At 34.0% G+C, this 25,059-nt stretch carries 26 protein-coding genes, 1 tRNA gene and 1 pseudogene; 13 read left to right on the top strand and 15 right to left on the bottom strand.

Annotated elements, in window-relative coordinates:
- Positions 1–6: 6 nt before the first annotated feature.
- From rpsF to FHP04_RS05215, 4 genes are all read left to right on the top strand, one after another.
- A complete protein-coding gene (gene rpsF / locus FHP04_RS05230; protein WP_139854930.1) occupies positions 7–345 on the top strand; it encodes a 30S ribosomal protein S6 in 339 nt (112 codons plus the stop codon).
- 3 nt (positions 346–348) lie between these two features.
- Positions 349–645 carry a 30S ribosomal protein S18 gene (gene rpsR / locus FHP04_RS05225; RefSeq protein ID WP_073216777.1) on the top strand — a complete coding sequence of 99 codons (297 nt, stop codon included), beginning with the start codon at positions 349–351 and terminating at the stop codon, positions 643–645.
- Between the two features lie 16 nt (positions 646–661).
- Entirely contained in the window at positions 662–1,114 is a 453-nt protein-coding gene (gene rplI / locus FHP04_RS05220) for a 50S ribosomal protein L9 (RefSeq protein ID WP_139854929.1), read from the top strand.
- Positions 1,115–1,210: 96 nt separating this feature from the next.
- Positions 1,211–1,684: a DUF6495 family protein gene (locus FHP04_RS05215; protein WP_139854928.1), complete on the top strand. Its 474-nt coding sequence runs from the start codon at positions 1,211–1,213 to the stop codon at positions 1,682–1,684.
- Positions 1,685–1,759: 75 nt separating this feature from the next.
- Here the strand turns inward: FHP04_RS05215 and FHP04_RS05210 are convergent, their stop codons facing one another.
- A complete protein-coding gene (locus FHP04_RS05210; RefSeq protein ID WP_139854927.1) occupies positions 1,760–3,001 on the bottom strand; it encodes an ABC transporter permease in 1,242 nt (413 codons plus the stop codon).
- A 197-nt stretch (positions 3,002–3,198) separates the two neighbouring features.
- Between FHP04_RS05210 and hisS the strand changes: the two genes are divergently transcribed.
- Both hisS and FHP04_RS05200 read left to right on the top strand, forming a co-directional pair.
- Positions 3,199–4,566, top strand: coding sequence for a histidine--tRNA ligase (gene hisS, locus FHP04_RS05205; protein WP_394344267.1), 1,368 nt, complete (start codon positions 3,199–3,201; stop codon positions 4,564–4,566).
- Positions 4,567–4,869: 303 nt separating this feature from the next.
- A complete protein-coding gene (locus tag FHP04_RS05200; RefSeq protein ID WP_139854925.1) occupies positions 4,870–5,604 on the top strand; it encodes a flavodoxin family protein in 735 nt (244 codons plus the stop codon).
- Positions 5,605–5,626: 22 nt separating this feature from the next.
- Here the strand turns inward: FHP04_RS05200 and FHP04_RS05195 are convergent, their stop codons facing one another.
- The gene (locus tag FHP04_RS05195; RefSeq protein ID WP_139854924.1) at positions 5,627–6,355 is read right to left on the bottom strand and encodes an SOS response-associated peptidase; all 729 of its coding nucleotides are present in this window, start codon (positions 6,353–6,355) and stop codon (positions 5,627–5,629) included.
- 154 nt (positions 6,356–6,509) lie between these two features.
- Positions 6,510–6,583: transfer RNA gene (locus FHP04_RS05190), tRNA-Met, on the bottom strand.
- A 196-nt stretch (positions 6,584–6,779) separates the two neighbouring features.
- On the opposite strand from FHP04_RS05190, the gene FHP04_RS05185 reads away from it, so the two are divergent.
- Positions 6,780–7,166, top strand: a complete 387-nt coding sequence (locus FHP04_RS05185) for an START-like domain-containing protein (RefSeq protein WP_139854923.1) — start codon at positions 6,780–6,782, stop codon at positions 7,164–7,166.
- A 55-nt stretch (positions 7,167–7,221) separates the two neighbouring features.
- Positions 7,222–8,067 carry an aminotransferase class IV gene (locus tag FHP04_RS05180; RefSeq protein ID WP_139854922.1) on the top strand — a complete coding sequence of 282 codons (846 nt, stop codon included), beginning with the start codon at positions 7,222–7,224 and terminating at the stop codon, positions 8,065–8,067.
- On the opposite strand, the gene FHP04_RS05175 is transcribed toward FHP04_RS05180, so the two are convergent.
- From FHP04_RS05175 to FHP04_RS05155, 5 genes and pseudogenes are all read right to left on the bottom strand, one after another.
- Complete coding sequence (locus tag FHP04_RS05175) at positions 8,064–8,624, bottom strand: YqgE/AlgH family protein (protein WP_139854921.1); 561 nt, start codon at positions 8,622–8,624, stop codon at positions 8,064–8,066. The two genes, FHP04_RS05180 and FHP04_RS05175, sit on opposite strands and share 4 nt — an antisense overlap.
- A 205-nt stretch (positions 8,625–8,829) precedes the next feature.
- Positions 8,830–9,111, bottom strand: a pseudogene (locus FHP04_RS05170) (HU family DNA-binding protein); the annotation flags it as partial.
- 173 nt (positions 9,112–9,284) lie between these two features.
- On the bottom strand, positions 9,285–10,235 hold the full coding sequence (gene fmt / locus FHP04_RS05165) for a methionyl-tRNA formyltransferase (RefSeq protein WP_139854919.1): 951 nt from the start codon (positions 10,233–10,235) through the stop codon (positions 9,285–9,287).
- A 101-nt stretch (positions 10,236–10,336) separates the two neighbouring features.
- Positions 10,337–12,235: a RecQ family ATP-dependent DNA helicase gene (locus FHP04_RS05160; RefSeq protein WP_139854918.1), complete on the bottom strand. Its 1,899-nt coding sequence runs from the start codon at positions 12,233–12,235 to the stop codon at positions 10,337–10,339.
- Between the two features lie 77 nt (positions 12,236–12,312).
- Positions 12,313–12,852: an AAA family ATPase gene (locus FHP04_RS05155; protein WP_139854917.1), complete on the bottom strand. Its 540-nt coding sequence runs from the start codon at positions 12,850–12,852 to the stop codon at positions 12,313–12,315.
- A gap of 85 nt (positions 12,853–12,937) precedes the next feature.
- Between FHP04_RS05155 and FHP04_RS05150 the strand changes: the two genes are divergently transcribed.
- The 3 genes from FHP04_RS05150 (at position 12,938) to murA (ending at position 15,297) form a co-directional block, all read left to right on the top strand.
- A complete protein-coding gene (locus tag FHP04_RS05150) occupies positions 12,938–13,228 on the top strand; it encodes a DUF493 family protein (RefSeq protein WP_139854916.1) in 291 nt (96 codons plus the stop codon).
- A 75-nt stretch (positions 13,229–13,303) separates the two neighbouring features.
- Complete coding sequence (locus FHP04_RS05145; RefSeq protein ID WP_139854915.1) at positions 13,304–13,963, top strand: DUF4290 domain-containing protein; 660 nt, start codon at positions 13,304–13,306, stop codon at positions 13,961–13,963.
- A gap of 17 nt (positions 13,964–13,980) precedes the next feature.
- Positions 13,981–15,297, top strand: coding sequence for a UDP-N-acetylglucosamine 1-carboxyvinyltransferase (gene murA / locus FHP04_RS05140; protein WP_139854914.1), 1,317 nt, complete (start codon positions 13,981–13,983; stop codon positions 15,295–15,297).
- Here the strand turns inward: murA and FHP04_RS05135 are convergent.
- The 3 genes from FHP04_RS05135 to FHP04_RS05125 all read right to left on the bottom strand — a co-directional run bounded on the left by FHP04_RS05135 (position 15,294) and on the right by FHP04_RS05125 (position 17,924).
- Complete coding sequence (locus FHP04_RS05135; protein WP_139854913.1) at positions 15,294–15,881, bottom strand: hypothetical protein; 588 nt, start codon at positions 15,879–15,881, stop codon at positions 15,294–15,296. The genes murA and FHP04_RS05135 overlap by 4 nt on opposite strands.
- A gap of 124 nt (positions 15,882–16,005) precedes the next feature.
- On the bottom strand, positions 16,006–17,310 hold the full coding sequence (locus tag FHP04_RS05130; RefSeq protein ID WP_139854912.1) for a cryptochrome/photolyase family protein: 1,305 nt from the start codon (positions 17,308–17,310) through the stop codon (positions 16,006–16,008).
- Between the two features lie 152 nt (positions 17,311–17,462).
- Positions 17,463–17,924 carry an SRPBCC family protein gene (locus FHP04_RS05125; RefSeq protein WP_139854911.1) on the bottom strand — a complete coding sequence of 154 codons (462 nt, stop codon included), beginning with the start codon at positions 17,922–17,924 and terminating at the stop codon, positions 17,463–17,465.
- A gap of 326 nt (positions 17,925–18,250) precedes the next feature.
- Between FHP04_RS05125 and FHP04_RS05120 the strand changes: the two genes are divergently transcribed.
- Complete coding sequence (locus FHP04_RS05120; protein ID WP_139854910.1) at positions 18,251–19,096, top strand: DUF2911 domain-containing protein; 846 nt, start codon at positions 18,251–18,253, stop codon at positions 19,094–19,096.
- A gap of 82 nt (positions 19,097–19,178) precedes the next feature.
- Here the strand turns inward: FHP04_RS05120 and FHP04_RS05115 are convergent, their stop codons facing one another.
- From FHP04_RS05115 to FHP04_RS05105, 3 genes are all read right to left on the bottom strand, one after another.
- Positions 19,179–19,526: a carboxymuconolactone decarboxylase family protein gene (locus FHP04_RS05115; protein WP_139854909.1), complete on the bottom strand. Its 348-nt coding sequence runs from the start codon at positions 19,524–19,526 to the stop codon at positions 19,179–19,181.
- 109 nt (positions 19,527–19,635) lie between these two features.
- Positions 19,636–20,469 (bottom strand): twin-arginine translocase subunit TatC, encoded by an 834-nt coding sequence (gene tatC / locus FHP04_RS05110; RefSeq protein WP_179951773.1) that lies wholly within the window; start codon positions 20,467–20,469, stop codon positions 19,636–19,638.
- Positions 20,469–21,434, bottom strand: coding sequence for a KpsF/GutQ family sugar-phosphate isomerase (locus tag FHP04_RS05105; RefSeq protein ID WP_139854908.1), 966 nt, complete (start codon positions 21,432–21,434; stop codon positions 20,469–20,471). Before FHP04_RS05105 ends, tatC begins: the two co-directional genes overlap by 1 nt.
- Positions 21,435–21,632: 198 nt before the next feature.
- On the opposite strand from FHP04_RS05105, the gene recQ reads away from it, so the two are divergent.
- Positions 21,633–23,825 carry a DNA helicase RecQ gene (gene recQ, locus FHP04_RS05100; RefSeq protein WP_139854907.1) on the top strand — a complete coding sequence of 731 codons (2,193 nt, stop codon included), beginning with the start codon at positions 21,633–21,635 and terminating at the stop codon, positions 23,823–23,825.
- Positions 23,826–23,946: 121 nt separating this feature from the next.
- Here the strand turns inward: recQ and FHP04_RS05095 are convergent, their stop codons facing one another.
- Entirely contained in the window at positions 23,947–25,005 is a 1,059-nt protein-coding gene (locus FHP04_RS05095) for a nucleoid-associated protein (protein ID WP_139854906.1), read from the bottom strand.
- Positions 25,006–25,059: the final 54 nt, after the last annotated feature.

The raw sequence follows: 25,059 nt of genomic DNA, 5'->3' as shown, positions 1-25,059 counted from the left end.
TTTTTTATGAATCATTACGAAACTGTTTTCATCTTAAATCCCGTTTTATCTGAAGATCAGATAAAGGAGACAGTAAAGAAATACGAAGATTTTCTTGTTTCTAAAGGTGCTAAGATGATATCCAAAGAAAATTGGGGCTTGAAGAAACTTGCTTACCCAATTCAAAAGAAAAAAAGTGGGTTTTACCACCTGTTTGAGTACACTGTAGAAGGTGATACTGTAAACGAATTAGAAACTGAATTCAAAAGGGATGAGCGTTTTATGCGTTACCTTACTGTAAGCCTTGATAAGCACGCAATTGCTTGGGCAGAGAAGAGAAGAAATCGCAATAAAAAATCAGCTTAAATTATGGCAACATTACAACAACAAGCAAAAGGAAAAAAAGACGGAGAGATCAGATATCTTACTCCGCTTAATATAGAAACAAACAAGACTAAGAAGTATTGTATGTTTAAAAGGTCAGGTATTAAATACGTTGACTATAAAGATGCAGATTTCTTATTAAGATTTGTAAACGAACAAGGTAAAATTTTACCAAGAAGACTTACTGGAACTTCATTGAAGTACCAAAGAAAAGTTGCAGTTGCAGTTAAAAGAGCACGCCACTTGGCACTTATGCCATATGTAACCGATCTATTAAAATAAAAAACCAGAACGTATTATGGAACTTATATTAAAGAATGACGTAGAAAATCTGGGTTTTGCAGATGATATTGTAACTGTTAAGAACGGCTACGGAAGAAACTACTTAATACCTCAAGGACATGCAGTACTTGCTACTCCTTCAGCTAAAAAAGTACTTGCTGAAACTTTAAAACAACGCGCTTTTAAAGAACAGAAAATAGTTGATGAAGCAAAAACACAGGCTGAGAAATTAAACGGACTTGAAATTAAAATCTCTGCCAAAACTGGTGAAGGTGATAAATTATTTGGTTCAGTAAACAACGCTGATCTTGCAGAAGCACTTGAAAAAGCAGGTGTATCTATCGAGAAGAAATTCATCATGATTGCTGGTGGAGCTATTAAGCGTACAGGACCTTACGAAGCAACTATCCGTTTCCACAGAGATGTGATTAGCAACTTCGCATTTGAGGTTGTTGCGGAAGCAAAATAATTTATTCAATTGAATATAAAAAAGCCTTTCTCAGTTTGAGGAAGGCTTTTTATTTGGAAATAGGTTTTCAATTACAATAGATAACAGATACCAAAAATGAAATACGCCAGATTAACAAAAGAACAATTTGAAGAATTACACCAGGAGTTTATCAACTTTCTAGCTACTCAGTCCATTACTGCAGACGAATGGGCTAAGTTAAAAGTTGAAAAACCTGAAGTAGCTGAAGAAGAGTTAGATGTTTTTAGCGACTTAATATGGGAAGGTGTGCTTAAGAAAGTTAAATACCTAGAGCACATTTCGCCTAAGCAATTAATGCTTTTTCATATTACAGATGCTTTTATGGAACTTATCGCAATAAAAATTGATAAGGAAGAGGTTGATATTACAACCGAATACGGCTACAAATGGCTTCAGCAAAATTTACACGACGATGCAGTAAGCTTGTACACATCTACTAAAGCAATTAAAGAAGATAGAAATAAAGATATTTTTATTCTAATTCAGCAAGGTGCTGTTATTACAAAAGGTGAACTTTATACTTATTTTAGCGACCTATTGAAAGAATAATTTTCAAATTAAAAAGCCCCAAATTTCAGAAGTTTAATTTTGAGATTTGGGGCTTTCCTTATGTTATAGTTTTACTTATTCATACCTTAAACTCTCAATAGGATCTAAACGTGCAGCTTTTGAAGCAGGGTAGGAGCCTGCAATAACAGCTACTATAAAGGTTATTATTGTAGCCCAAATCATTGCAGTCCAAGGTAAGGTAAAATCGAAATCGAAAGCTTTTGCGAAGCCATATCCGGTTAGGATTCCGAGAATAATCCCGAGTATACTTCCAAACTGACCAATTACTATAGTTTCCATAAAGAACTGAGTAGATATTGTAGATCGTTTGGCTCCTAATGCCTTACGGACACCAATTTCCCGAGTACGCTCAGTCACAGATACTAGCATAATATTCATCAGAGCTATTGAAGATCCCAAAATTGTGATGATACTTATTATCCAGGCGGCAATTTCTAAATACCCCGTCATTGTTGCAATCCTATTTATTAAATCGTCACTGCGCTCAAGACCGAAATTATTTTCTTCAACTGGACTAAGTCCGCGTATGTTTCTGAAAGTAATTATTGCTTCATCTTGTGCTGCTTCCATATACTGTTTGTCGCCAACCATTACACTAATGTTGTAATTAATGTTAGGCTGAGTGTACATACTTCGTGCAACTTGAACGGGAATTAAAACCCTTAAATCTTGATTATTGCCAAATGTAGAGCCTTTAGATTCAAGTAAGCCTATAACTTTAAACTTAACCCCGCGTATGCTAATCGTTTTATTAATAGGGTCTTCGTTCTTAAAAAGACTTTTCATAAAATCGGAGCCTATAATACACACCTTATTGTTGTTTTCAACATCAAAAACTGTAAAATTTCTTCCTTTTTCTATTTCTGTACCCGAGGTTTCAAGATAGTTTTCATTAATACCATAAACTTTTACTTCTGGATCTGTTTTTTCTGAGCCAAATTTTACCTCGGCGCCGGCGGTACCTAAAAATGAAAGCGAAGTTTTTGTTTGTGGGAATTCATATTTATTTAAAAACTCACGAACGTTGTTGTAGCTAATTATAGGGTTTACCTTTTCGCGTTCGCCGCTTCTATTACTTTGTACTTCAAATTCGTATCGTTGAATATTAAAAGTATTGGCACCCATAGATGCAAAATTGCCCGATATAGTGTTTTCCAGTGCTTTTACGGCACTTAAAATCCCTACAAGAGCCCAAATACCAATGCCTATAATTACGATAGTTAATATAGTTCTAAGCAGTTGCCCTTTAATAGAGCCAAGTGCAATTCGAACATTTTCCCAAAAGAGTGAAAACATATTTTTAGTTTGAGTTTCTCATTAGACGGCAAAAGTTGGATAAAGTTACTATTATTTAAGATATTTGCTTCTTTAAGTTATGAGTTATGAGTTATGAGTTATGAGTTATGAGTTATGAGTTTGGTTGTTTGAAATTCTCACCATCTTTCTCTCTTCTCTCTTCTCTTTTTTATAAAATCTAAAATCTATAATCTATTTTGAAACCGTCTATTCCAAAAGGTACTCGCGATTTTACTCCTGAAGAAGTATCTAAACGTAACTATATTTTTAATACTATAAAAGAAACATTTTCTCTTTATGGTTTCCAGCCTATTGAAACCCCATCATTTGAAAACAGTGATACCTTAATGGGGAAATATGGTGAAGAAGGGGATCGTTTGATTTTCAAAATTCTTAATAGTGGAGATTATCTTTCTAAAGTAGACGATGGGCTTTACTCTGAAAAAAACAGCATTAAAATGACGGCTAAGATTTCTGAAAAAGCCTTGCGTTATGATCTTACAGTTCCTTTTGCTCGCTATGTTGTTCAGCATCAAAACGAAATTACTTTTCCTTTTAAACGTTACCAAATTCAACCTGTATGGCGTGCAGATAGGCCTCAAAAAGGACGGTTCCGCGAATTTTATCAGTGCGATGCAGATGTTGTAGGTTCAAAATCGCTTTGGCAAGAAGTGGAATTTGTGCAGCTCTATGATGCTGTTTATACCAAACTTGGACTAAAAGGAGTAACTATTAAAATAAACAATCGTAAGGTTTTAAGCGGTATCGCTGAAACTATTGGTGCAGAAGACAAACTGATAGATTTCACGGTGGCTTTAGATAAACTTGACAAAATAGGTGAGGAAGGCGTAAAAAAGGAAATGCGAATAAAAGGAATTTCTGAAGAAGCCCTAGACAAATTGCAACCATTATTTACTTTCTCAGGAAATAATGATGACAACTTAAAATCCTTAAGCGAAATGCTTTCTGAATCTGAAACAGGAATGCAAGGGGTGGAAGAGTTACAATTTATCACTAAAAATATTGAAACGCTCGGTTTAAAGTCTGCTTCATTGCAAATAGATGTAACCTTAGCGCGTGGTTTAAACTATTACACAGGTGCTATCTTAGAAGTAGCTGCTCCCAAAGAAGTGAAAATGGGAAGTATAGGCGGTGGTGGAAGATACGATGATCTTACTGGGATTTTCGGCTTAAAAGATATGAGTGGGATGGGGATTTCATTTGGTTTGGATAGAACATATCTTGTTCTTGAAGAGCTAAATCTTTTTCCAGAAGCCATTTCTGAAAATAGTAGAGCGCTATTCCTAAACTTTGGTGAAAAAGAAGCGTTGTACGCCATGAAAACAATTTCAAAGTTGCGTGGTGCTAATGTAAAAGCTGAGTTATATCCAGATTCGGCAAAAATGGGGAAACAGATGGGCTACGCCGATAAGCGCAATATTCCATTTACAATCTTAGCAGGTGAAAAGGAAATGGAAGCCGAAGCTTTTACGCTTAAAAACATGAAAACTGGAGAACAAACAATGATGAGTTATTCAGAGCTAGAAAGTTTTTTAGCAGAATAGATTATTACTACTTTACGCAGATATATCAAAAATCCCCTGGAAAATATATTCAGCGGGATTTTTGGTTTTTATAATTTTAATTGTTGATAGTGTCGAAGATTAGATCTAATAATTATTAGCAAAACTCATTGATATCTATCTAATTTCTATTCTAAAACGAATACTTTTAATAGCAGGATTTTTTAGAAATATTTTCTAGATGTTTGAATATTATCTAAAATTTTAGACTGTGGAATTTCTACGATATCACGCCAATTTAAAAAACATGTTGTAACTTATAACAGAATCAATTAAAATTGTTTTATGAAATCTCCAGACTTCACCAATTTGAGTGCGATGTATGTAAATTGTACATTGAAAAAATCTCCAGAAACTAGCCATACTGACTCATTGATAAATGTTTCAAAACAAATAATGAGGAAGGAAAAAGTTAGAATAGATGAAATCCGATTGGTAGATTTTGAAGTTGCTTCTGGGGTATATCCTGATATGACGGAACATAATTGGGAAAAAGATGACTGGCCAATGTTATTTAAAAGAATTATTAATGCAGATATTCTTATCGTAGGTACACCAATATGGTTGGGAGAAAAATCTTCAATTGCACAAAAACTTATAGAAAGACTTTACGCTATGAGTGGTCAAACCAACGATAAAGGACAATACTTGTTTTACGGAAAGGTTGGTGGGTGTGTAGTAACAGGCAATGAAGATGGAATAAAACATTGTGCAATGGGAATACTGTATTCACTTCAGCATATAGGGTATTCTATACCTCCACAAGCTGACTGTGGATGGATAGGAGAGGTAGGTCCTGGCCCTAGTTATGGAGATACCGAATGGCAGGGTAAAAAATTAAAGCAACCCGTAGGTTTTGAAAGCGATTTTACCAATAGGAATACTACTTTTATGACTTATAATTTACTTCACCTAGCTTCAATGTTAAAATCAAATAACGGTTACTCAAACTATGGAAATTCTAGAAATGATTGGGATGATGGAGCACGTTGGGAGTTTAAGAACCCTGAATATCGCTAGAATTATAAAGAATAAAATTTTATTAAAACAAAAGATTTGGAGGTGGAACCTCCTCGATAATATAGGGTTTGTTTGTGTTTAAATTCCGCTTATAAAGATCTGTGCTTACAGGATGAGCCTTAAATTCTTTTGAGGTAAAGCCATTTTTGATTAATTCTAATACATTTCCTTCATTTAAATCAGGATTGAACCATTCGCCGTACAATTCTTCATCAAGTACAAGAGGTTGTCTTTTTTTGACATTGTGAACCTCAGTGAAAAAAGGATTTGCTTCCATAGTAAGAATTGAGCAGGTAAATTGATTTGTATCATCTTCTATTTCAGAATAAATCCCACCAAATACAAACAAATCACGGTTATCTGCATATTTATCGGTTGGGATATAACAGAAGTAGGGAATAGAATTTCCCGCAGTTTTATGTGGTTCAAAAAAACCATCGGCTATAATTAGGCAGCGGTTCTCGAAGGCTGCTTCTTTGGATAACCCTTGAAATAGTGTTTCGGACTTTATATTTAAGGTGTTGTATTTTTTTCTAAACGCTGTGATATCTCTCATTCCCCAACTTGGTACATATCCCCATTCAGCCGGATAAATAGTGTTGGGTTCATTCATTTTTACAATTTGAAGATTGGGATGAGTAAATCCAGAGCGATGATAGTAAATCTCGTATTGTTCGGGATTAGCAAAGTCTTTATTAAAGTTTTCTTTTACTTCCTTTTTCTTTTTTGTGAGGGCGGTTTCGTAGCACATTATAGATAGGTGTAGTTTTAAGAATTACCGTTTAGAATAATTTGTTTCAAATCGTATCTAATTCTGTGCTCTAAGGTACTAAATTCAAAAGTTGATTGCATAAAAAAACGGTTAGGAATAAACCTAACCGTTTGAATTTGAGTATTAAACTCTGTAGCGAGATCGGGACTTGAACCCGAGGCCTCCGGGTTATGAATCCGACGCTCTAACCAGCTGAGCTACCTCGCCATTTTAGATTTTTAATCTAAATTTGCTACAGCCAAAAGGCCTAAGCGGCTGCAAAGATAGTAACAAAATAAACTGACGCAAATTTTATCTCAAATTTATTTCATTTTTTTTATATCTTGATCTCATAAAATTTTTAAACGAATATTTCGGGATTATAATTAATATATATATATTGGGCAGCAACAAATATAGTGCTATGGAAGACAAAATTAAATATGAAATGGAATTCCCAATACAGGTATCTCCATCATTATTATATCAATATATTTCAACACCTTCTGGGTTATCAGAATGGTATGCAGACAACGTAAATTCACGTGGGGAATTTTATACTTTTATTTGGGAAGGTAGCGAAGAGAAAGCTAAGTTACTAAGCAAAAAAAGCCCTGAACGCATCAAATTTAGATGGTTGGAAGATGAAGGGGAGGAGTTTTATTTCGAACTAAGAATACAAGTTGACGAAATAACTAAAGACGTCTCGCTTATGATAACCGACTACGCTGAAGAAGATGAAATAGAAGAAGGAAAAATGCTTTGGGAAAATATGGTTTCAAACCTTAAACAGATTTTAGGATCTGCTTAAAACCGCAATAAATATATTATTTTAGAACCGTCTTATAGCTAAGACGGTTTTTTATATGATAAACTTAAATGGCCAAATAGTAAAAGAACAAGATGCATCTATTACAATTAATAATAGAGGCTTGAATTATGGTGACGCTGTTTTTGAAACTATGCGTTATGGAAATGGCAAGATTTACTTTTGGGAAGACCATTATCTACGTTTAAAATCGTCATTGAAAATTCTGAAAATGGAAAGTTCAGAGAATTTTTCTAGCAACTTTCTTAAACAAGAAATTTCAAGAACTATAGCTGCACAGGCATCTTTAAATTCTTCATATAGAGTAAAGCTATTAGTTTGGCGTAAGGCTGGAGGAAAATACACACCCTTTACCAATGAGGTTGAATATGCAATTATGGTTGTAGCTTTAGCTTCACTAACGTATCCATCGAATATTGCAGCGTATAAAATAGGGGCTTATGACGAACACTTAGTTTCTTCAGGAGAGCTTTCCACTTTAAAATCGAACAATAGGTTAATTAATGTTTTAGGTAGTGTTTTTGCTAAGGAAAATGGTTTTGATAACTGTTTTCTTCTAAACGAAAAGAATAATGTGGTAGAGGCTTTAAATGGTAATCTGTTTATCGTTTCAGGAAAAACTATTATAACGCCTCCAATTCGAGAAGGATGTTTAAATGGAATAATGCGAAAGCAGCTTATTACTATTGTAAAAAGCGACACAGAATATTCGATAAAAGAAACCTCAATTTCGGTTATGGATTTACATACCGCTGACGAAATTTTTATAACAAATGTTATTCAAGGAATTGTACCCGTTACTAGGTATAATGAAAATGCATTTGAAGATAAAATTGCAAAAATTTTATTGCAAAAATTGAATGATTTGGTAACAACTAATTAGTTGTAAGTAGGGTTTTCTGGAGCGTTAGACCATAAAACATAATCGCCTCCAAGTTCGATCATTTTTTGTTTCCAAAAATTAGCTTTGGTTTTTCCTATTATCTCATTGTTATAGGTATTTGGGACTACTACCCAGCTATGTACTTCTAATTCTTGGTCTAATTGGTCGGCTTCCCATCCTGAATATCCTAAAAAGAAACGAATTTGATTTTCGTTTAATTTATCTTCTTTTAGTAAATCTAAGATTGCATTAAAATCGCCACCCCAATAAATGCCTTTCGAAATTTCTATACTTTCAGGAATAATGTCTGGAATACTATGAATAAAATAAAGGTTGTCTTGTTCTACAGGTCCGCCATTGTAAACAGTGAGCTTAGATTTAACTTCTGGAATAAAGTCTCTAAGCTTATGTTTTAATGGCTTGTTGAGAATAAAACCTACAGAACCTGTTTCATTGTACTCTGCCAATAAAACGACAGAACGATTGAATGAAACGTCACCTATAATAGATGGTTCCGCAATTAAAAGATGGCCTTTTTCGGGTTTAATTATGGTCATTAGTTTTTATTTGGTTTATTAAAGCTAAGTAATTAATTTAAGAATGCCAAAAATTTAATCAAACCAAAGTATAATTATGATTAACTCATCAATATTCATAAAAAAGAATGAATTACTAATAAACTATAAATCAGACCAATAAAAAAACCTTCTTATCAATTAAATTGAAAAGAAGGTTTTAAATTTTGTAAAGTATTTTTTACAATTAATTTACGCTATTTTGTAAATCAGAACCAGCTTTAAATTTCACTACGTTTTTAGCAGCAATTTTGATGGTTTTTCCTGTTTGAGGGTTTCTTCCTTCTCTAGCAGCTCTTTTTGAAACTGACCAAGAACCGAATCCTACAAGAGATACACGGTTACCTTTCTTAAGTGAGTTTTGAACATTTTCTAAGAAAGATTCTAAAGATTTCTTAGCAGCAGCTTTAGTGATTCCGGCATCTTCTGCCATTGCATCGATTAAATCAGATTTATTCATAATTTTTTTTAAATTAAATTGTTGGTTAAACTTCGATTAATTGCTCTACAAATTTAAAAGGATTATCCGTTCAAGCAAGTAACCACGCAGTAAATCCACTATATTGTTAATAACTTTGGTCGATTGTTAATAAACTTGATTGTTTTTAAATAAAATTTAATCAAATCAGTGTTTACGAGGGTTTACGACAGTTTTGAATTCACATCGAATGAATAACCATTTAAAAGCGATGCACTATCCATTTTTCGCTTTCCAGGAAGCTGTAACTCCTTCACTAAAATGTAACCATCAAAACAAGCAACTTTTATTACCTTTTTTGTGGTTTCAATTTCTCCCGGCTCTTGATTGTGATCTGCTTTTTCGTATTTGGCTGAGTATATCTTAGCTTTTAGCTCTTCATCATTATTATGTAATACAGACCAAGCAACAGGATAGGGGGAAAGACCTCTAATAAATGCTTCAATTTCTTTTCCTGGTTTGTTCCAATCTATTCGAGTGTTCTCGGGTGTGAGCTTTGGCGCCTCTTTTAGGTCGCTATTGTTAGATTGAATTTTAGGATCAACATTACCATGCTCTATTAAGGTAAGTGTTTCTAAAACTAGTTTGCCTCCTACATCCATTAATTTGTCGTGGAGAGATTCGGCGTTTTCATCATCTACAATATCAACTTCTGTATTTGCTATTATTGCTCCAGTGTCGATTTTCTCATCTATAAAGAAGGTGGTTACCCCTGTTTTCTTCTCACCATTAATAATAGCCCAGTTAATTGGTGCAGCTCCCCTATATTGTGGTAAAAGTGATGCATGAAGATTGAAAGTGCCCAATTCAGGCATTTGCCAAACAACTTTTGGAAGCATTCTAAAAGCAACAACTACTTGAAGATTTGCTTGTAGCTCTTCAAGTTCATTTAAAAAAGCTTTGTCTTTTAAATTAGATGGCTGTAGAACCTTTAATCCTTTTGAAACAGCATAGTTTTTTACTGCCGACCCCATTAGTTTTCGTCCTCTTCCAGCAGGTTTGTCTGCCGCTGTAACTACACCAACGATGTTTCTTCCTGCTTCAACCATTTCTTTTAGAACTCCAACAGCAAAATCTGGAGTTCCCATAAATACTATTCTTAAATCTTTTGGCATTTTTAAATCTCTATAATAAGTTTAATGACGTAATAATATATAAATGCGATATCTAAAAACTCCAACAGGATGCTCTAGATATTTCAATTATAAAGTCAATTTTAAGGTATGTAATATTCGTTTTTTATACTCACTTTTATCTTTTCAGCATCCAGTAATATCCGGATTACTTTTAAAACAGTGTCTTCCGCAAAAGTAAGTTTTTCTGTTATTTCACGCGAACTTAAATCACTACCTTCAAGCAAGACTAGTATTTGTACAGCAATGTTTTTTAATTCTTTGTTAGAAGCTTGTGGCGATGATAAATTACAATTAGAGCAAATTCCACAATCTTCTGAGGTTGTTTCCCCAAAGTATTTTACCAATTGAACACTCCGACAGGTTTTTGTGTCGTTTATATAATGTAACACCGAATTTACTTGAGCGGTCTTTTTTCTATTTAAAGCCTCTACATCCCGTGAAATAACGTTAATAGTTTTATCATCTTCTCTTGGGACGAGAAAAGTAAGAGTAGCATCAGTAATTTGTAAAGACAACTCTACCACTTGATCGCGTTCTAACTTTTTTAAAGTAGAAATAATAGTTTCAATAGATTGCCCTGTTTTTGAAGAAATAAGTTCTAAATTGATTGAAGTGGGCATTTCAAAAACTCCACCGTAAATTCTTAAGATCGTTTTACCAATTATTGAAGAGGTGATGTCTTTTTCAAAATAGTTTAATAAACGCTCTGAAGAAATTAAAAATTGAATGGTAGATTTCCGTCCAAATTCTTGTGATAATTGAATAACACCTAATCGGTCTAAATTGTTTAAAGCATTATACGCAAGAAGAGGATTGAAATTATAGGTTTTACAGAATTCCGAAAACCCAAAGTTGTGTTTTGTAAACTCTCCTTCACCATAAGATATCTGGAAAAAATTATTCAGTTTCCGATATATCTTTTTCAAATCTGTTGAGGAAGGAAGTGATTCTATAAATTGTTTTTGTACCTGTATTTTATCGGAATCGTTATAGAGTAAAACTGCTGTTGCAAGTTTACCATCACGCCCCGCGCGACCTGCTTCTTGAAAATAGCTTTCTATGCTTTCTGGAATTTGTAAGTGAATTACATAGCGAACATTGGGTTGGTCTATTCCCATTCCAAAGGCATTAGTAGCTACCATAGTCGACACTTCACCTCGTCGCCAAGATTGAAGTTTTTTAGCTTTTTCCTTAGTGGAAACTCCACCGTGATAATAAGTTGAAGAGATTCCTAAGCTATTAAGTTGTTCGCTTATTTCAATGGTGCCTTTTCGGTTTCTTACATAAACAATTGCTGAGCCGGTATTGCTCTTTAAAAACTGCTCTGCCTTATAAAGTTTGTCTTCTTCTTTATAAACCTGATAGGAAAGATTTTTTCTTACAAATGAGTTTTTAAATATCTCAGGTTGTTCGAGTTTTAACTCTGCTATAGTATCCTTTAAAACCTCTGTTGTTGCTGTTGCAGTAAGTGCAATAATAGGAGTTAATGGGTGAATTTCACGAAGGATTGTTATGTTTTTGTAGGCAGGTCTAAAATCGTTTCCCCATTGCGATATACAGTGCGCTTCATCAATAGCAATTAGGTTCACATTCATTTGCCTGATGTAATTCTGAACTACTTCCTGTTGCAGCCTTTCAGGAGAAAGATATAGAAACTTGTATTTTCCAAAAAGGGCGTTGTCCAAAAGTGTATTCAATTCAGAAAATGAAATTCCCCCCGTTAAGTTTAAAGCTTTTATGCCGCGTTCTTTTAGTGAATTTACTTGATCTCCCATTAGTGCTACCAAGGGGGAAACCACGATACATATTCCTTCCATGGCCATTGCAGGAACTTGGAAGCATATAGATTTTCCCCCGCCAGTAGGTAATAAAGCCACGGTATCCCTTCCGTTTATTACGGAATTAATTATATCTTCCTGTTTTGGTCTAAAGGAAGTATAACCCCAATATTTGTTTAAGATGTCGTGGACATTTGTCAAATTGACGAAGTTTATTATTTACTAAGTTATAAATAACTATTTATATATATGAGGAATAAGGGTTTTACTTTAAACACCTACTCATTTAAGCTTCTAAGAATGTAGTGAGCGCGATCTTCAATTGACCCTACTGGTACTTCATGGATTTTATAACCGAAATTAGTGTAACCTTTTTTTAAAAAATGAAATATTTTTTCGGCTTGGTCAAAAGACTCATACCGTTCGTTGTCTTGTTTATAGATTTGTTTCCAAGGTGGTAATACAAAAACTTCATCGTATCTATGTTCAATACAGGTTTTTGAAAAATATTCAGGGTATTCGGTGTTTACAAAATCCATATAAGCAGTAACATCTGGCATACCGCGATCGTAGAAAAGAATTTTGTCAACACAATCATTTCCTTCTAGGTACTGCCTTAATCTTCCCTCTAGCAGTTTTTGGCTAAATAGGATGGGTTTTTCCAAAAAAAGTTGATCAATACCCTCTTTTTGAGCTTGAAGTGTAACTTCTCTGGAGATTTCTTCTTTTACTTTATACCCCTTATCTTCTAAATACTTAATCAAAGAGGTTTTTCCCGAGCCTGGTCCACCAGTAATTACAATTCGTCTTGTTTTCAAAAGTTATAATTTTATACAAAGTAAGTAAATAATTATTTGTGGTGAAAGTGTATCTTTGCAGTTCACCCAACTACTTACTATATAAATGAGTCAAGATAAAAAGACTACAGAGTTTTACGAACGTTTAAAAGAGCAACTTAAAGGAGACACTACTTGGCCTTCACCATACCTCTATAAATTTGTAGTGCCTGCAGATCTTGAAAAGATAGCAGAAATACGTGCGGTTTTTGATAAAACTGATGCAGTGATTAACACAAGAGATTCTTCAAAAGGCACATATACAAGTATATCGGTAAGGGTTACAATGTCTTCACCAGAAGAAGTTGTAGAAAAATATCTTGAAGTTTCTAAGGTTGAAGGTGTAATTTCACTTTAATTTTTAGTAATTTGCAAGTGAAATGATTTTTCAATCTTTCCAAGTAAAATAATTCTCTCCCCTAATATTAAAAATTTGATACAAGAAGTTTCACAGATAGAGTATAATACAGAGCGTCCAAAATTAATAATACCTGAATACGGTCGCCATATACAAAAAATGGTCGATCAGGCTATTGCTACCGAAGACAAAGAAGAACGCAATAAAATGGCAAAAGGTATTATTGCTGTTATGGGTAATCTAAACCCTCACCTTCGCGATGTTCCAGATTTTCAACCGATGCTGTGGGATCAACTTTTTATAATGTCTGATTTTAAATTAGATGTTGATTCTCCATATCCAATTCCTTCAAGAGAAGAGTTATTGGAAAGACCAGAACCTTTAAGTTATCCACAGAATCATCCAAAGTACCGTTTTTACGGGAACAATATTAAAAGGATGATAGATGTCGCTAATAGATGGGAAGATGGAGATAAAAAAGATGGTTTGATTCTAACTATCGCAAACCACATGAAAAAGTGTTTCCTTAATTGGAATAAAGACACTGTTGAAGATGATGTGATTTTCGGACACCTTTATGAGCTTTCAGAAGGGAAAATCAATCTTAAAAATAGTGATGAAGACTTAAGCGATGCTTCAAACCTACTAAAAGTTAAAAAGCGCTATTCATCTTCAAGTTCAAATAAGAAAAACTACAAATCGAATTCTAACAATCGCAACCGAAAGCGTCACTAAATTTCCAATCTTTATCTATGGGTAGTTTCCAAATAGAAGGTGGGCATAAACTAAAGGGCGAAATAACCCCTCAAGGTGCCAAAAATGAAGCCTTACAAATTCTTTGTGCAGTATTATTAACTCCTGAAAAAGTGATTATTGAGAATATTCCAGATATTCTTGATGTTAATAAGCTTATACAGATACTTGGTAATTTAGGAGTAAAAGTTGAAAAACTTGACAAAGGAAAATATTCATTTATTGCAGATGAAATTAACCTTGAATACCTAGAATCTGAACTATTTAAGCAAGAGGGTAGCTCTCTTCGCGGTTCTATCATGATTGTAGGTCCGTTATTGGCTAGATTTGGAAAAGGATATATTCCGCGACCTGGTGGCGATAAAATAGGAAGAAGACGATTAGATACCCACTTTGAAGGGTTTATTAAATTAGGTGCAAAATTTAGATACAATAGAGAAGAGCGCTTTTATGGAGTAGAAGCTCCAGAGGGTTTAAAAGGGGCTTATATGCTTTTAGATCAAGCTTCAGTTACTGGAACTGCAAATATTATAATGGCTGCAGTTTTGGCTGAAGGAACAACTACAATTTACAACGCGGCTTGTGAACCTTATATACAACAACTTTGTAAGATGCTTATCTTGATGGGAGCTAAGATTAAAGGTGTTGGTTCAAACTTACTAGAAATTGAAGGGGTAGAAAAACTTGGTGGATGTAATCATCGTGTTTTACCAGATATGATTGAGATTGGTAGTTGGATTGGTCTTGCAGCAATGACAAGAAGTGAAATTACCATTAAAAATGTAAGTTGGGAAAATTTAGGGCTTATACCTGAAACCTTCCGTAAACTTGGTATTACACTAAATAAGGTAGGAGATGATATCCATATCCCTTCGCAAGATGAATACGAAATTCAAGGCTATATTGACGGTTCTATTCTTACAGTAGCTGACGCACCTTGGCCAGGATTTACGCCAGATTTATTGAGTATCGTTCTTGTAATTTGTACTCAAGCAAAAGGAAGTGTGCTTATTCATCAAAAGATGTTTGAAAGCCGCCTGTTCTTTGTGGATAAATTAATAGATATGGGGGCAAAAATCATTCTTTGCGACCCGCATCGTGCAACAGTAATCGGGCATAACTTCCAGTCTAATTTAAAGGCAACTACAATGGTTTCGCCAGATATACGTGCAGGAGTTTCATTGTTAATTGCAGCGCTTTCTGCACAAGGCACAAGCGTTATTCACAACATCGAACAAATAGATCGAGGTTACGAAAATATTGATGAAAGATTAAGAGCTATTGGAGCTAAAATAACAAGAACGGAAAGCAATTAAACTTTCCTGTTCTTGTTGATTTCGTCTTGAAGTTTTCTACGTAATTTTTGCTCGCGTTCTAAGCTATTTCTACGGTTATCTTCTAATTCAATCTCTATTTCAGCCATTTTTAATTGAGCTGCTTTAGTGATTTTATGGCTGTTTAAGAATCTATAGAATAAAAAGCCTGAGATTAAAAGCAGAATTCCTATAATAGACCACATAATGGTATTATAAGTAGTTTTTGAAGTAAGTATTCCAAATAATTCGATACCGTCTTCCTTTTCTTTAGAAGCCGCTAAATTTTCTTGAGTTTGTTTTAAGTTTTGAGTTAGTGAGTCAATTTCAGTATTCTGATTTTTTATTTCACTTTCTAATCCAGTAATTTTTCGTTCTAACGTAGAAACAGAATCTAAAATGTTTCTTTTTAAAGTTGCTAGTTGGGTTTTCTTAATCACCTTGTACTCTTGATAACTATTACTTTTATCAAAGGCATCGGTCATTTGGTTATTTAGGGTGTTCTTTTCAATTTGAACAGAATCCTGAGCATTAGCGCTTATGCTAAACAGAAATAGAGGGATACTTAATAATAAAATTTTCTTCATGTCTTTAAGTTTGTTTGCTTGCCTTCATTAACTGCACAAGAGTAGCAAAATTGTGTAGAATAGCACAAAATTAGACTTGATTTACCTTTTTTTTAACAAATGAAAAAAATCTAGGGAGAAAAACTTAGGAAATTGCAGCTTTATACACTTTTAAACATCGTTCTCTAGCTTCTTTATGATCGACTATTTTTTCAGGGTATTTGGCAGTTTCAAATTCGGAAACATACTTTTTAATATACTTGTAATCCTTATCGTATTTTTCAATCTGTGTTGTAGGATTGAAAATTCTAAAGTAGGGCACTGCATCTACACCGCAACCCGCTGCCCATTGCCAATTTCCAACATTGCTAGAAAGCTCGTAATCCAATAACTTTTCGGCAAAATAAGCTTCTCCCCAGCGCCAATCTATTAAAAGATGCTTACACAAAAAACTCGCTACAACCATCCTTACGCGGTTGTGCATATAACCAGTAGTGTTTAACTGCCGCATGCCAGCATCTACCAGGGGGTAGCCAGTTTTCCCTTCTTTCCACATTTGAAATTCAACTTCATTGTTTCGCCATTCAATTCTGTCGTATTTCTTTTTAAAGGCATTTTCTACCGTTTCAGGAAAATGCCATAAGATTTGCATAAAGAATTCACGCCAAATTAGTTCTTGCCAAAAAACTTCGTTTTTCTCAGCTGTAGCTTTCTTCATTACTTCTCTAATACTAACTGTACCAAATCGCAAATAGATTCCTAAATGCGAAGTAGCATCTTCAGCAGGGAAGTCTCTTTTGTTTTCATATTGCTGAATGGTTAAAGGAGTTAGGGAGTAATCTTGGACTTTAATTGTAGACTTTTCAAATCCGATATCATTTAATGAAAGATTTGGTAAACGTGAATTTTGAAATAAATTTTTAAAGTGTTTCTTTGAGTTTAATATTTCACCTTTAAACTCCATATTAAACTGAGCTTTCCATTTTTTCATATATGGAGTGTAAACGAGATAAGGAGTACCGTCGCTTTTAACAATTTCATTCTTCTCAAAAATCACCTGATCTCTAAAGGTGTGAAATTTAATTTTGTTATGACTTAGAAGTTTTTCTATCTGTTGGTCGCGATCTCTCGCATAAGGTTCATAATCGTGATTTGTAATTACATTTTGAACCTCAAATTTTGAAATTATTTCTTGGAAAACGTCTTTGGTTTTTCCGTGGTATATTGCTAAACTACTCCCGTGCTTTTGTAATTCTTCGCGCAAACTTTGAAGTGTTTGAAATATAAAAGTGATGCGTGCATCGTTTTTTGGAAGTTCACTAATTATTTCTGAATCAAATATAAAGATTGGAAGTACTGGAAACTTCCCGTTTAGAGCTTGATGAAAACCCGTGTTGTCACGTAACCTTAAATCTCTTCGAAACCAAAATATATTTACTTTTTCTGTCAAATCTTAATTAGTGTTTAAGGTTGGAGTTTTTTCGTCAAGTTTTAATAATGAGCTATAAAAATTATCTGTAAATTGACTTTTACAGACGAAATTAATTTAATTTGAAAAATTTATTAATAGATCTGTTTCTGTCAAAAGGTTTGTTTTCAGTGTTATAAAGTACCGAAGAGCTCGTGTAATTTATTTTTACGATATTCGAATATTTCGATTAATTTTGGTTTAACCAACAGTGGGTGGACTAGTTGCCCAAGAATTCCAAAAGGAAGTTTATAATGAAGTAAGTCTTCCATTTCAATTCCGCCGTCAATTTCTTTAATAAAATGCTTGTGATGCCAAAGAGAATACGGGCCAAAACGTTGTTCGTCTACAAAATATTCTCTATCCACAACATGTGTAATCTCAGTTACCCACTTAGTTTTAATGCCTAAAATAGGGGTTACTATATACTCAATTATTTGTCCAGCAAACATAGGTTTTTCTGATCCGGACAGAATATCGAATCCCATATAATCGGGAGTAATAACTTTTAAGTTCTTAGGGTTTGAAAGAAACGCCCAAGCTTCATCAATTGTTATAGGTAATTTTTGTTTTGCTTGAAGTGTAAAAATTTTCATTAATGATTTATCTACTTCTTTTGATTGTTAGTCTCTTGTTCATTGACAGTAATCTGTAAGTGTCTACATCTAAAGCTTTATATCTCGACTTAACTCTTATTTTATTCCTTAATTTTTTCAACATAGCTCAAATTTTTCTTTAAAATTACTTTGTTTTAAATTGTAATTAAAAGGTTAAACAAAAATTTAACATATAGAGGTCGTTTCTTGTATAGCTTGGACTTGGGAGTATTGTGTTTGTGGGTTTTTTAAGTTTTTATTAACTTTAAAGAAGGTTTTCAAACAGTACCTTCGTAAGTAATATAAACATCCAAAAACCAATAAAGATGAAAAAGATAATTTTACTTTTTTCTGTTTTAATGCTAACTGCAAGTATTCAAGCACAAATAGAAACTCCACAACCGAGTCCGTTTCAAAAAATTGAACAAAAAGTAGGGCTTACAGATATTACATTAGAATATTCTAGACCTTCTATGAGAGGTAGAACAATTTTTGGCGATTTAGTGCCTCACAATAAAATGTGGCGTGTAGGAGCTAATACAAATACAAAAATAACGTTTAGTGATGCAGTTGAAATCGGAGGAAAAAACCTCGCTGCTGGTTCGTATGCAGTATACGCAAAGCCGAGTGCTACCAATTGGGAAGTGTACTTCTACAGCGATTCAAACAACTGGGGATTACCAGAAAAATGGGATGATAAGAAAGTAGCTGCAAAGGTTTCAGTTCCAGCTTACCCAATGCCAGTAAAAATTGAAACGTTAACAATGACGTTTGATAATCTTACAAATGACTCTGTAGTATTAGGAATTCTTTGGGCCGATACTTATGTTGGAGTACCAATTAAATTGTTTACTGATAAAGCTGTTACAGCAAACATAGAACGCGCAATGAGCGGTCCTAGTTCTAACGACTATTACGCTGCAGCGGTATACTACTTAACTGAAGGAAAAGACATCAATAAAGCTAAGAATTGGATTGATAAGTCGTTTGAGATGAATAAAGATCCTAAGTACTATCAAATTCGTCAGAAAGCGCTTATTTACGCAGCTGCAGGTGATAAAAAAGGAGCAATTGAAGCTGCCAAGCAATCGCTTAAAATGTCTAAAGAGGCTGGAAACGACGATTATGTAAAAATGAACGAAAAGTCTATAAAAGAATGGGAAGGTAAATAATCTTAATTACTTACCGTGAAACCATAAAAAGAGGCTGTCTACATTAGACAGCCTTTTTTAGTGTATATAATTGGTTTAATATTTATTTAGCCTCTAAAGCTTCCCAATATTCATAAGCTCTTCGTAAATGAGGAATTACTATGGTTCCGCCAATAAGAAGTGAAATGCTCATCCCTTCAACAACTTCTTCTTTTGTAAGTCCAAGTTTATGACATTCTTCTAGATGATATCGTACACAGTCATCACAACGAAGCACTAATGAGTTTCCTAAACCTAGGAGTTCTTTTGTTTTCTTTGGGAGTGCTCCTTCAGTAAACGCATTGGTATCCAAATTAAAAATACGCTTGATGATTTTGTTGTTATCTTCAAGCATTTTTTGATTCATTTTTTCGCGATAAGCGTTAAACTCTTCAACAATATTATTTTCCATAGCTGTTATTTTTATTCAAACTTAGATACGCTAATACTCAAAATAAAGGTCGGTTGTTAATTGAAACGCTACTATAAATACTATTTCAACGTAACCTTTTAATTGGTATTTATGCATTTTTCATTTTTTTCAATTCTCTTTCTTGATTTCTAACTACAATTTTTGATATGTAGATACTTACTTCATACAGTATTAAAATTGGGATAGCCACGATTATCTGACTAACAATGTCTGGAGGAGTAATTACAGCTGAAAGAACTAACACAATTACCAACGCGAATTTTCGGTATTTGCGTAGAATTTCAGGAGTTACTAGGCCAATCTTGGTTAGGATGTACATTATAATTGGCAACTCAAATACTATTCCTGAAGCCAATACAGACGTACGAACCAATGAGATATAACTATCTAAATCGAAGTCGTTAAAAACCCTATCACTTACTTGATAGTTTCCTAAGAAATTAATTGAAAGCGGTGTAATAATGTAGTAACCAAATAAAACACCAATAAAGAAAAGTATAGATGCGATTACAATAAACCCACGACTAGACTTTCGTTCTTTTTCTTTTAAGCCCGGGCTAATAAACTTCCACAATTCATAAAGTATATATGGAAAAGCAATTATAATTCCCGCGTAAATGGATGTCCACATATGAGCGGAAAACTGCCCAGCCATAGTTCTACTCTGAATTCTAAAAGGCATTTCATCAAAACAAAAGGCGTCCATTCCTAGTTTTTGAGAAAAATCACAAAATATACGATAGGTGAAAAAACTTGGCTTTGAAGGTCCAAATATTAATGTATCGAATATAAAACTCTTAAAAATAAAGGCAAGTATTCCAACCAAGACTACCGCCATTGTTGAACGTACTAGATGCCAACGTAATTCTTCTAAATGGTCCAAAAAGGACATTTCTTTTTCGGGGGAAGCTATTTTTTTCATTAAATAATACCCTCTTTAGTAAGGTTATGAATATGTACGATCCCGCTATATTTCCCATCTTCTTCAGCGATAATTTGCGTGATTCCAAATTTCTCCATCATTTCCATCGCTTCAACAGCCATAGCATTATTGTCTATTACCTTTGGATTGTTGGTCATAATATCTTTTGCGGTTAATCCTGCAAAGGTATCTGCTTTAGTTAACATTCTACGCAAATCTCCGTCAGTAATTATTCCTACAATCTTATCGTTTTCTATTACTGCAGTAACGCCAAGCATTTTCTCAGATATTTCTACAATCACCTGTTTTACATCGGTATCGGGAGCTACTTGTGGCTTTTCGTTTAGTGAAGTGAGATTGCTTACTCGTAAGTACAACTGCTTGCCCAAAGATCCTCCTGGATGAAATCTTGCAAAATCTTTGCTTGAGAATCCTTTTAAATCTAATAGACACATGGCCAAAGCATCACCAATTACCAATTGTGCAGTAGTGCTAGTAGTAGGAGCAAGGTTGTTAGGACAAGCTTCTTTTTCTACATAAGCATTCAAAACAAAGTCTGCTTGCTGCCCTAAAAAAGATTCTGTGTTTCCTGTAATGGCTATAAGTTTATTTTGTGCCGCCTTAATTAAGGGTACTAAAACTTTTATTTCTGGAGTGTTTCCACTTTTAGAAATACAGATTACAGTATCATCGTGTTGAATTGTACCGAGATCGCCGTGAATTGCATCGGCCGCATGCATAAAAATAGCAGGGGTACCAGTGGAGTTTAAAGTCGCAACTATTTTTGTTGCAATGTTGGCACTTTTGCCAATACCAGTAACAATTACCCTACCTTTAGAATGAAAAATATATTCAACAGCTCCGGCAAATTCTTCGTTTACTAAATGGGCGAGATTTGCAATTGCTTTGCTCTCAGTTTCAATGGTATTCTTTGCAATTGAAATTATTCTATTTGTTTTGTTCAAAACTTAATGCTTTTGAATGTTTGTAACTGTACATTTTATTAGTATATTTAAATATAAAAAAAACCTAATTTAGTATTTTTAATCCTGAGTTAACAAAAAAGTTACAGTTGCTTAATTTGATTACAAAATTACAACTGTTATTGATAATATAATCTAAATGTTGATTAAAACTGAATTACTCCCTAAAACTATTATGACGTGGTAGATTATGACATTTACGCAGACTTAAAGAAATATTTTGGATTTTCTCAATTTAAAGGTTTGCAAGAGGATGTTATTAAAAGCATCCTGGAAGGCAATAATACTTTTGTAATTATGCCAACAGGCGGAGGTAAATCCCTCTGCTATCAACTTCCTGCACTTATGCAAGAAGGAACAGCTATAGTAGTTTCCCCGCTAATAGCACTTATGAAAAATCAAGTAGATGCATTACGTGCCTTATCATCAGAAGATGGAATAGCGCATGTATTAAACTCATCGCTTAATAAAACTGAAGTAAAACAAGTTAAAAGTGATATTGCTAGCGGAATTACCAAACTGCTTTATGTTGCTCCCGAATCGCTAACTAAAGATGAGTATGTTGATTTTCTTCAAACTCAAAAAATTTCATTTTTAGCCATTGATGAAGCGCATTGTATAAGTGAATGGGGGCACGATTTTAGACCTGAATATAGAAATCTTAAAAGTATTATTACTCGTATAGGAAACGATATTCCTATTATCGGTCTTACGGCAACCGCTACTCCAAAAGTACAAGAAGACATTCTGAAGAATTTATCGATGCAGGATGCTAATACGTTTAAAGCTTCTTTTAACCGTCCAAATTTGTACTATGAAATTCGTCCAAAAACGAAAAATGTAGATGCGGATATTATTCGTTTTGTAAAACAGAACGAAGGTAAAAGCGGAATTATTTACTGTTTAAGCCGAAAAAGAGTTGAGGAACTCGCCCAAGCTTTGCAGGTGAATGGTATAAAAGCTGTTCCGTATCATGCAGGGCTCGATGGAAAAACACGTGTAAAACATCAAGATATGTTCTTGATGGAAGATGTGGATGTGGTTGTTGCTACCATTGCTTTTGGAATGGGAATCGATAAACCCGATGTACGCTTTGTTATCCATAACGATATACCGAAGAGTATTGAAAGCTACTATCAAGAAACTGGTCGCGCCGGTCGCGATGGTGGAGAAGGTCATTGTTTAGCTTTTTATAGCTATAAAGACATAGAAAAGCTAGAGAAGTTTATGAGTGGAAAACCAGTTGCCGAACAGGAGATTGGACACGCACTTCTACAAGAAGTAGTAGGTTTTGCTGAAACTTCTATGTCTAGACGAAAATTTATTCTTCATTATTTTGGAGAAGAATTTGACAATGAAACCGGTGAAGGTGGAATGATGGACGATAATATGCGTCATCCTAAAAAGAAACACGAAGCTACAGCAGAAGCTAAAAAGCTGTTGGAGGTTGTTTTAAAATCTAATCAACAGTATAAGAGTAAAGAGGTTGTAAATGTTTTGATTGGGAAAGTAAACGCCTTAATTAAATCGCATAGAACAGATACACAAGAGTATTTCGCATCAGGAGCTGACCATGACGCTGCTTATTGGATGGCGTTATTGCGTCAGTTACTCGTTGCTGGTTACCTAAAGAAAGACATTGAAACCTACGGTGTAATTAAACTTACAGATGCCGGGAAGGAATTCATTAAGTCTCCTACAACTTTTATGATGATGGAAGATCATTCATTTAAAGATGCTAACGACGATATAATAGTTTCGGCTAAACAAGGAGGAGATGTAGTAGATGATACACTTTTTAAATTATTAAAAGCTGAACTTAAAAAAGTTGCTAATAAGCTAGAGTTGCCACCATTTGTGATTTTCCAAGAACCATCTTTGGAAGATATGGCTTTAAAATATCCTATTACACTAGAAGAGCTATCTAACGTTCATGGGGTAGGAGAAGGGAAGGCAAAGAAATACGGAAAGTCGTTTTTAAAATTAATTCAGGATTACGTTGAAGAAAATGATATTATAAGACCTGAAGATTTTGTTGTAAAATCTACAGGTAGCAATAGCTCCCTTAAGTTGTATATCATTCAAAACGTAGACAGAAAGCTTTCTCTACCAGATATTGCTGATGCAAAAGGCCTTGAAATGCCTGAGTTTATTAAAGAAATGGAGGCTATCGTGTATAGTGGAACAAAATTAAATATCGATTATTGGATAGATGAAGTGTTAGATGAAGATCAGCAAGAAGAAATCCACGATTATTTCCTTGAGGCAAGTACCGATGAAATTAAAGCAGCTATGGATGAGTTTGATGGAGATTACGATGAAGAAGAACTAAGACTTTATCGTATAAAATTCATCAGTGAATTAGGAAACTAATCATATTAATGTAAAAAACATTCCGTTTGTAAACAGTATAAACGGAATGTCTAAATACAAAAAGAGCAAAACATTTAAAATTTAAATGTTTTGCTCTTTTTATTTTATTGTTTGGCTACAGCTATACTTTCTGTTCTTTATTGAAGTAAACTAAGTAGTAGTACATTTGCTTCTCCTCATCCCAACCTTTCTCTACAAATTTATCTGCGCTTTCAGGGTTTATGAAATCGAGTTTGATTTGTATGTTGGTATCCAAATTGATAACATTCTTAATTTTTTTTCTCGCTGCTGTTACAGCGGTATTTGCAATTGGGAATGTCGTTAAATCTTCGATGCTGTATTTAGGCGCTTTTTCAGTTTTATAATTACGGAATTCTGGTAATAAATCAGGGTTGTCAATTACTTCATTCATAAAAGCAGTTTCTTCAAAAGTGTCATTTTTCGCAAAATGATTTACTGCTCGGTTCATAAACATTACTTCCTGCTTTTTATCTTCGGCAGGTAAAACAACATCCTTGGCGAAGTCTTGACAGAACTTCAAGTATTTTTTGGTGTGAAAGTTGTCGTCAGCTAGCGGTTCTACACCTAGGAAGCTTTCTAACCAATAACGCGCATCATAGCGGTTGCTATCTACTGAAAGTATTTTGTATCCTTCTTCTTTGTTAGCGTTGAAAATGATGCAACCTTTATCAAGTTTATTTAAACTTACACCTTGTTGTAACATTGCGTCCAGTGAATTTCCTTCTTCTAAAAACTGAAGAAAATCTTGTTTCAATTCACTTTTAAAAACACCAATGGCGTCCATCTTCACATTGTCCAATTGTACACCTTCAAGATAAGCTACGTAAACCTCACCACTTTTAATATGTGGATGCTCAGACTGATTAAAGAGATAAGTAGCAATTTTTTTACTCTCTTCGTGTATGTTTTCAGGATTGTTAAATATGTTATTTGCGTTGTTATACAATTCGTGAAACTCTAAATCGGCTTCGTGTGAAAACTTAAAGTAGTTCTCTTCTTTTTCACGAAAAGGCTTTAAGAAAAACTCTTTTAACAATGGGGTAATTTCATCATCCATTTTATAAGGCTCGGCAGAAAGAAAAATATCTTCCCCACGGCTTTTGTTACCCACTCTGTGGATTGAAAGAGATGCAATATGAGTAGAAAAAAGGTTTATCATATAGAATATTAGATATTAAAATTTTAGGAATGTAAATGTGTTGTACTACCTTCT

The sequence above is a fragment of the Aequorivita sinensis genome (genome assembly GCF_006346335.1).
Taxonomy (GTDB): Bacteria; Bacteroidota; Bacteroidia; order Flavobacteriales; family Flavobacteriaceae; genus Aequorivita; species Aequorivita sinensis.
The sequence above is the reverse complement of the archived record's forward strand: the minus strand, read 5'-3'. Positions and strand labels throughout refer to the sequence as shown.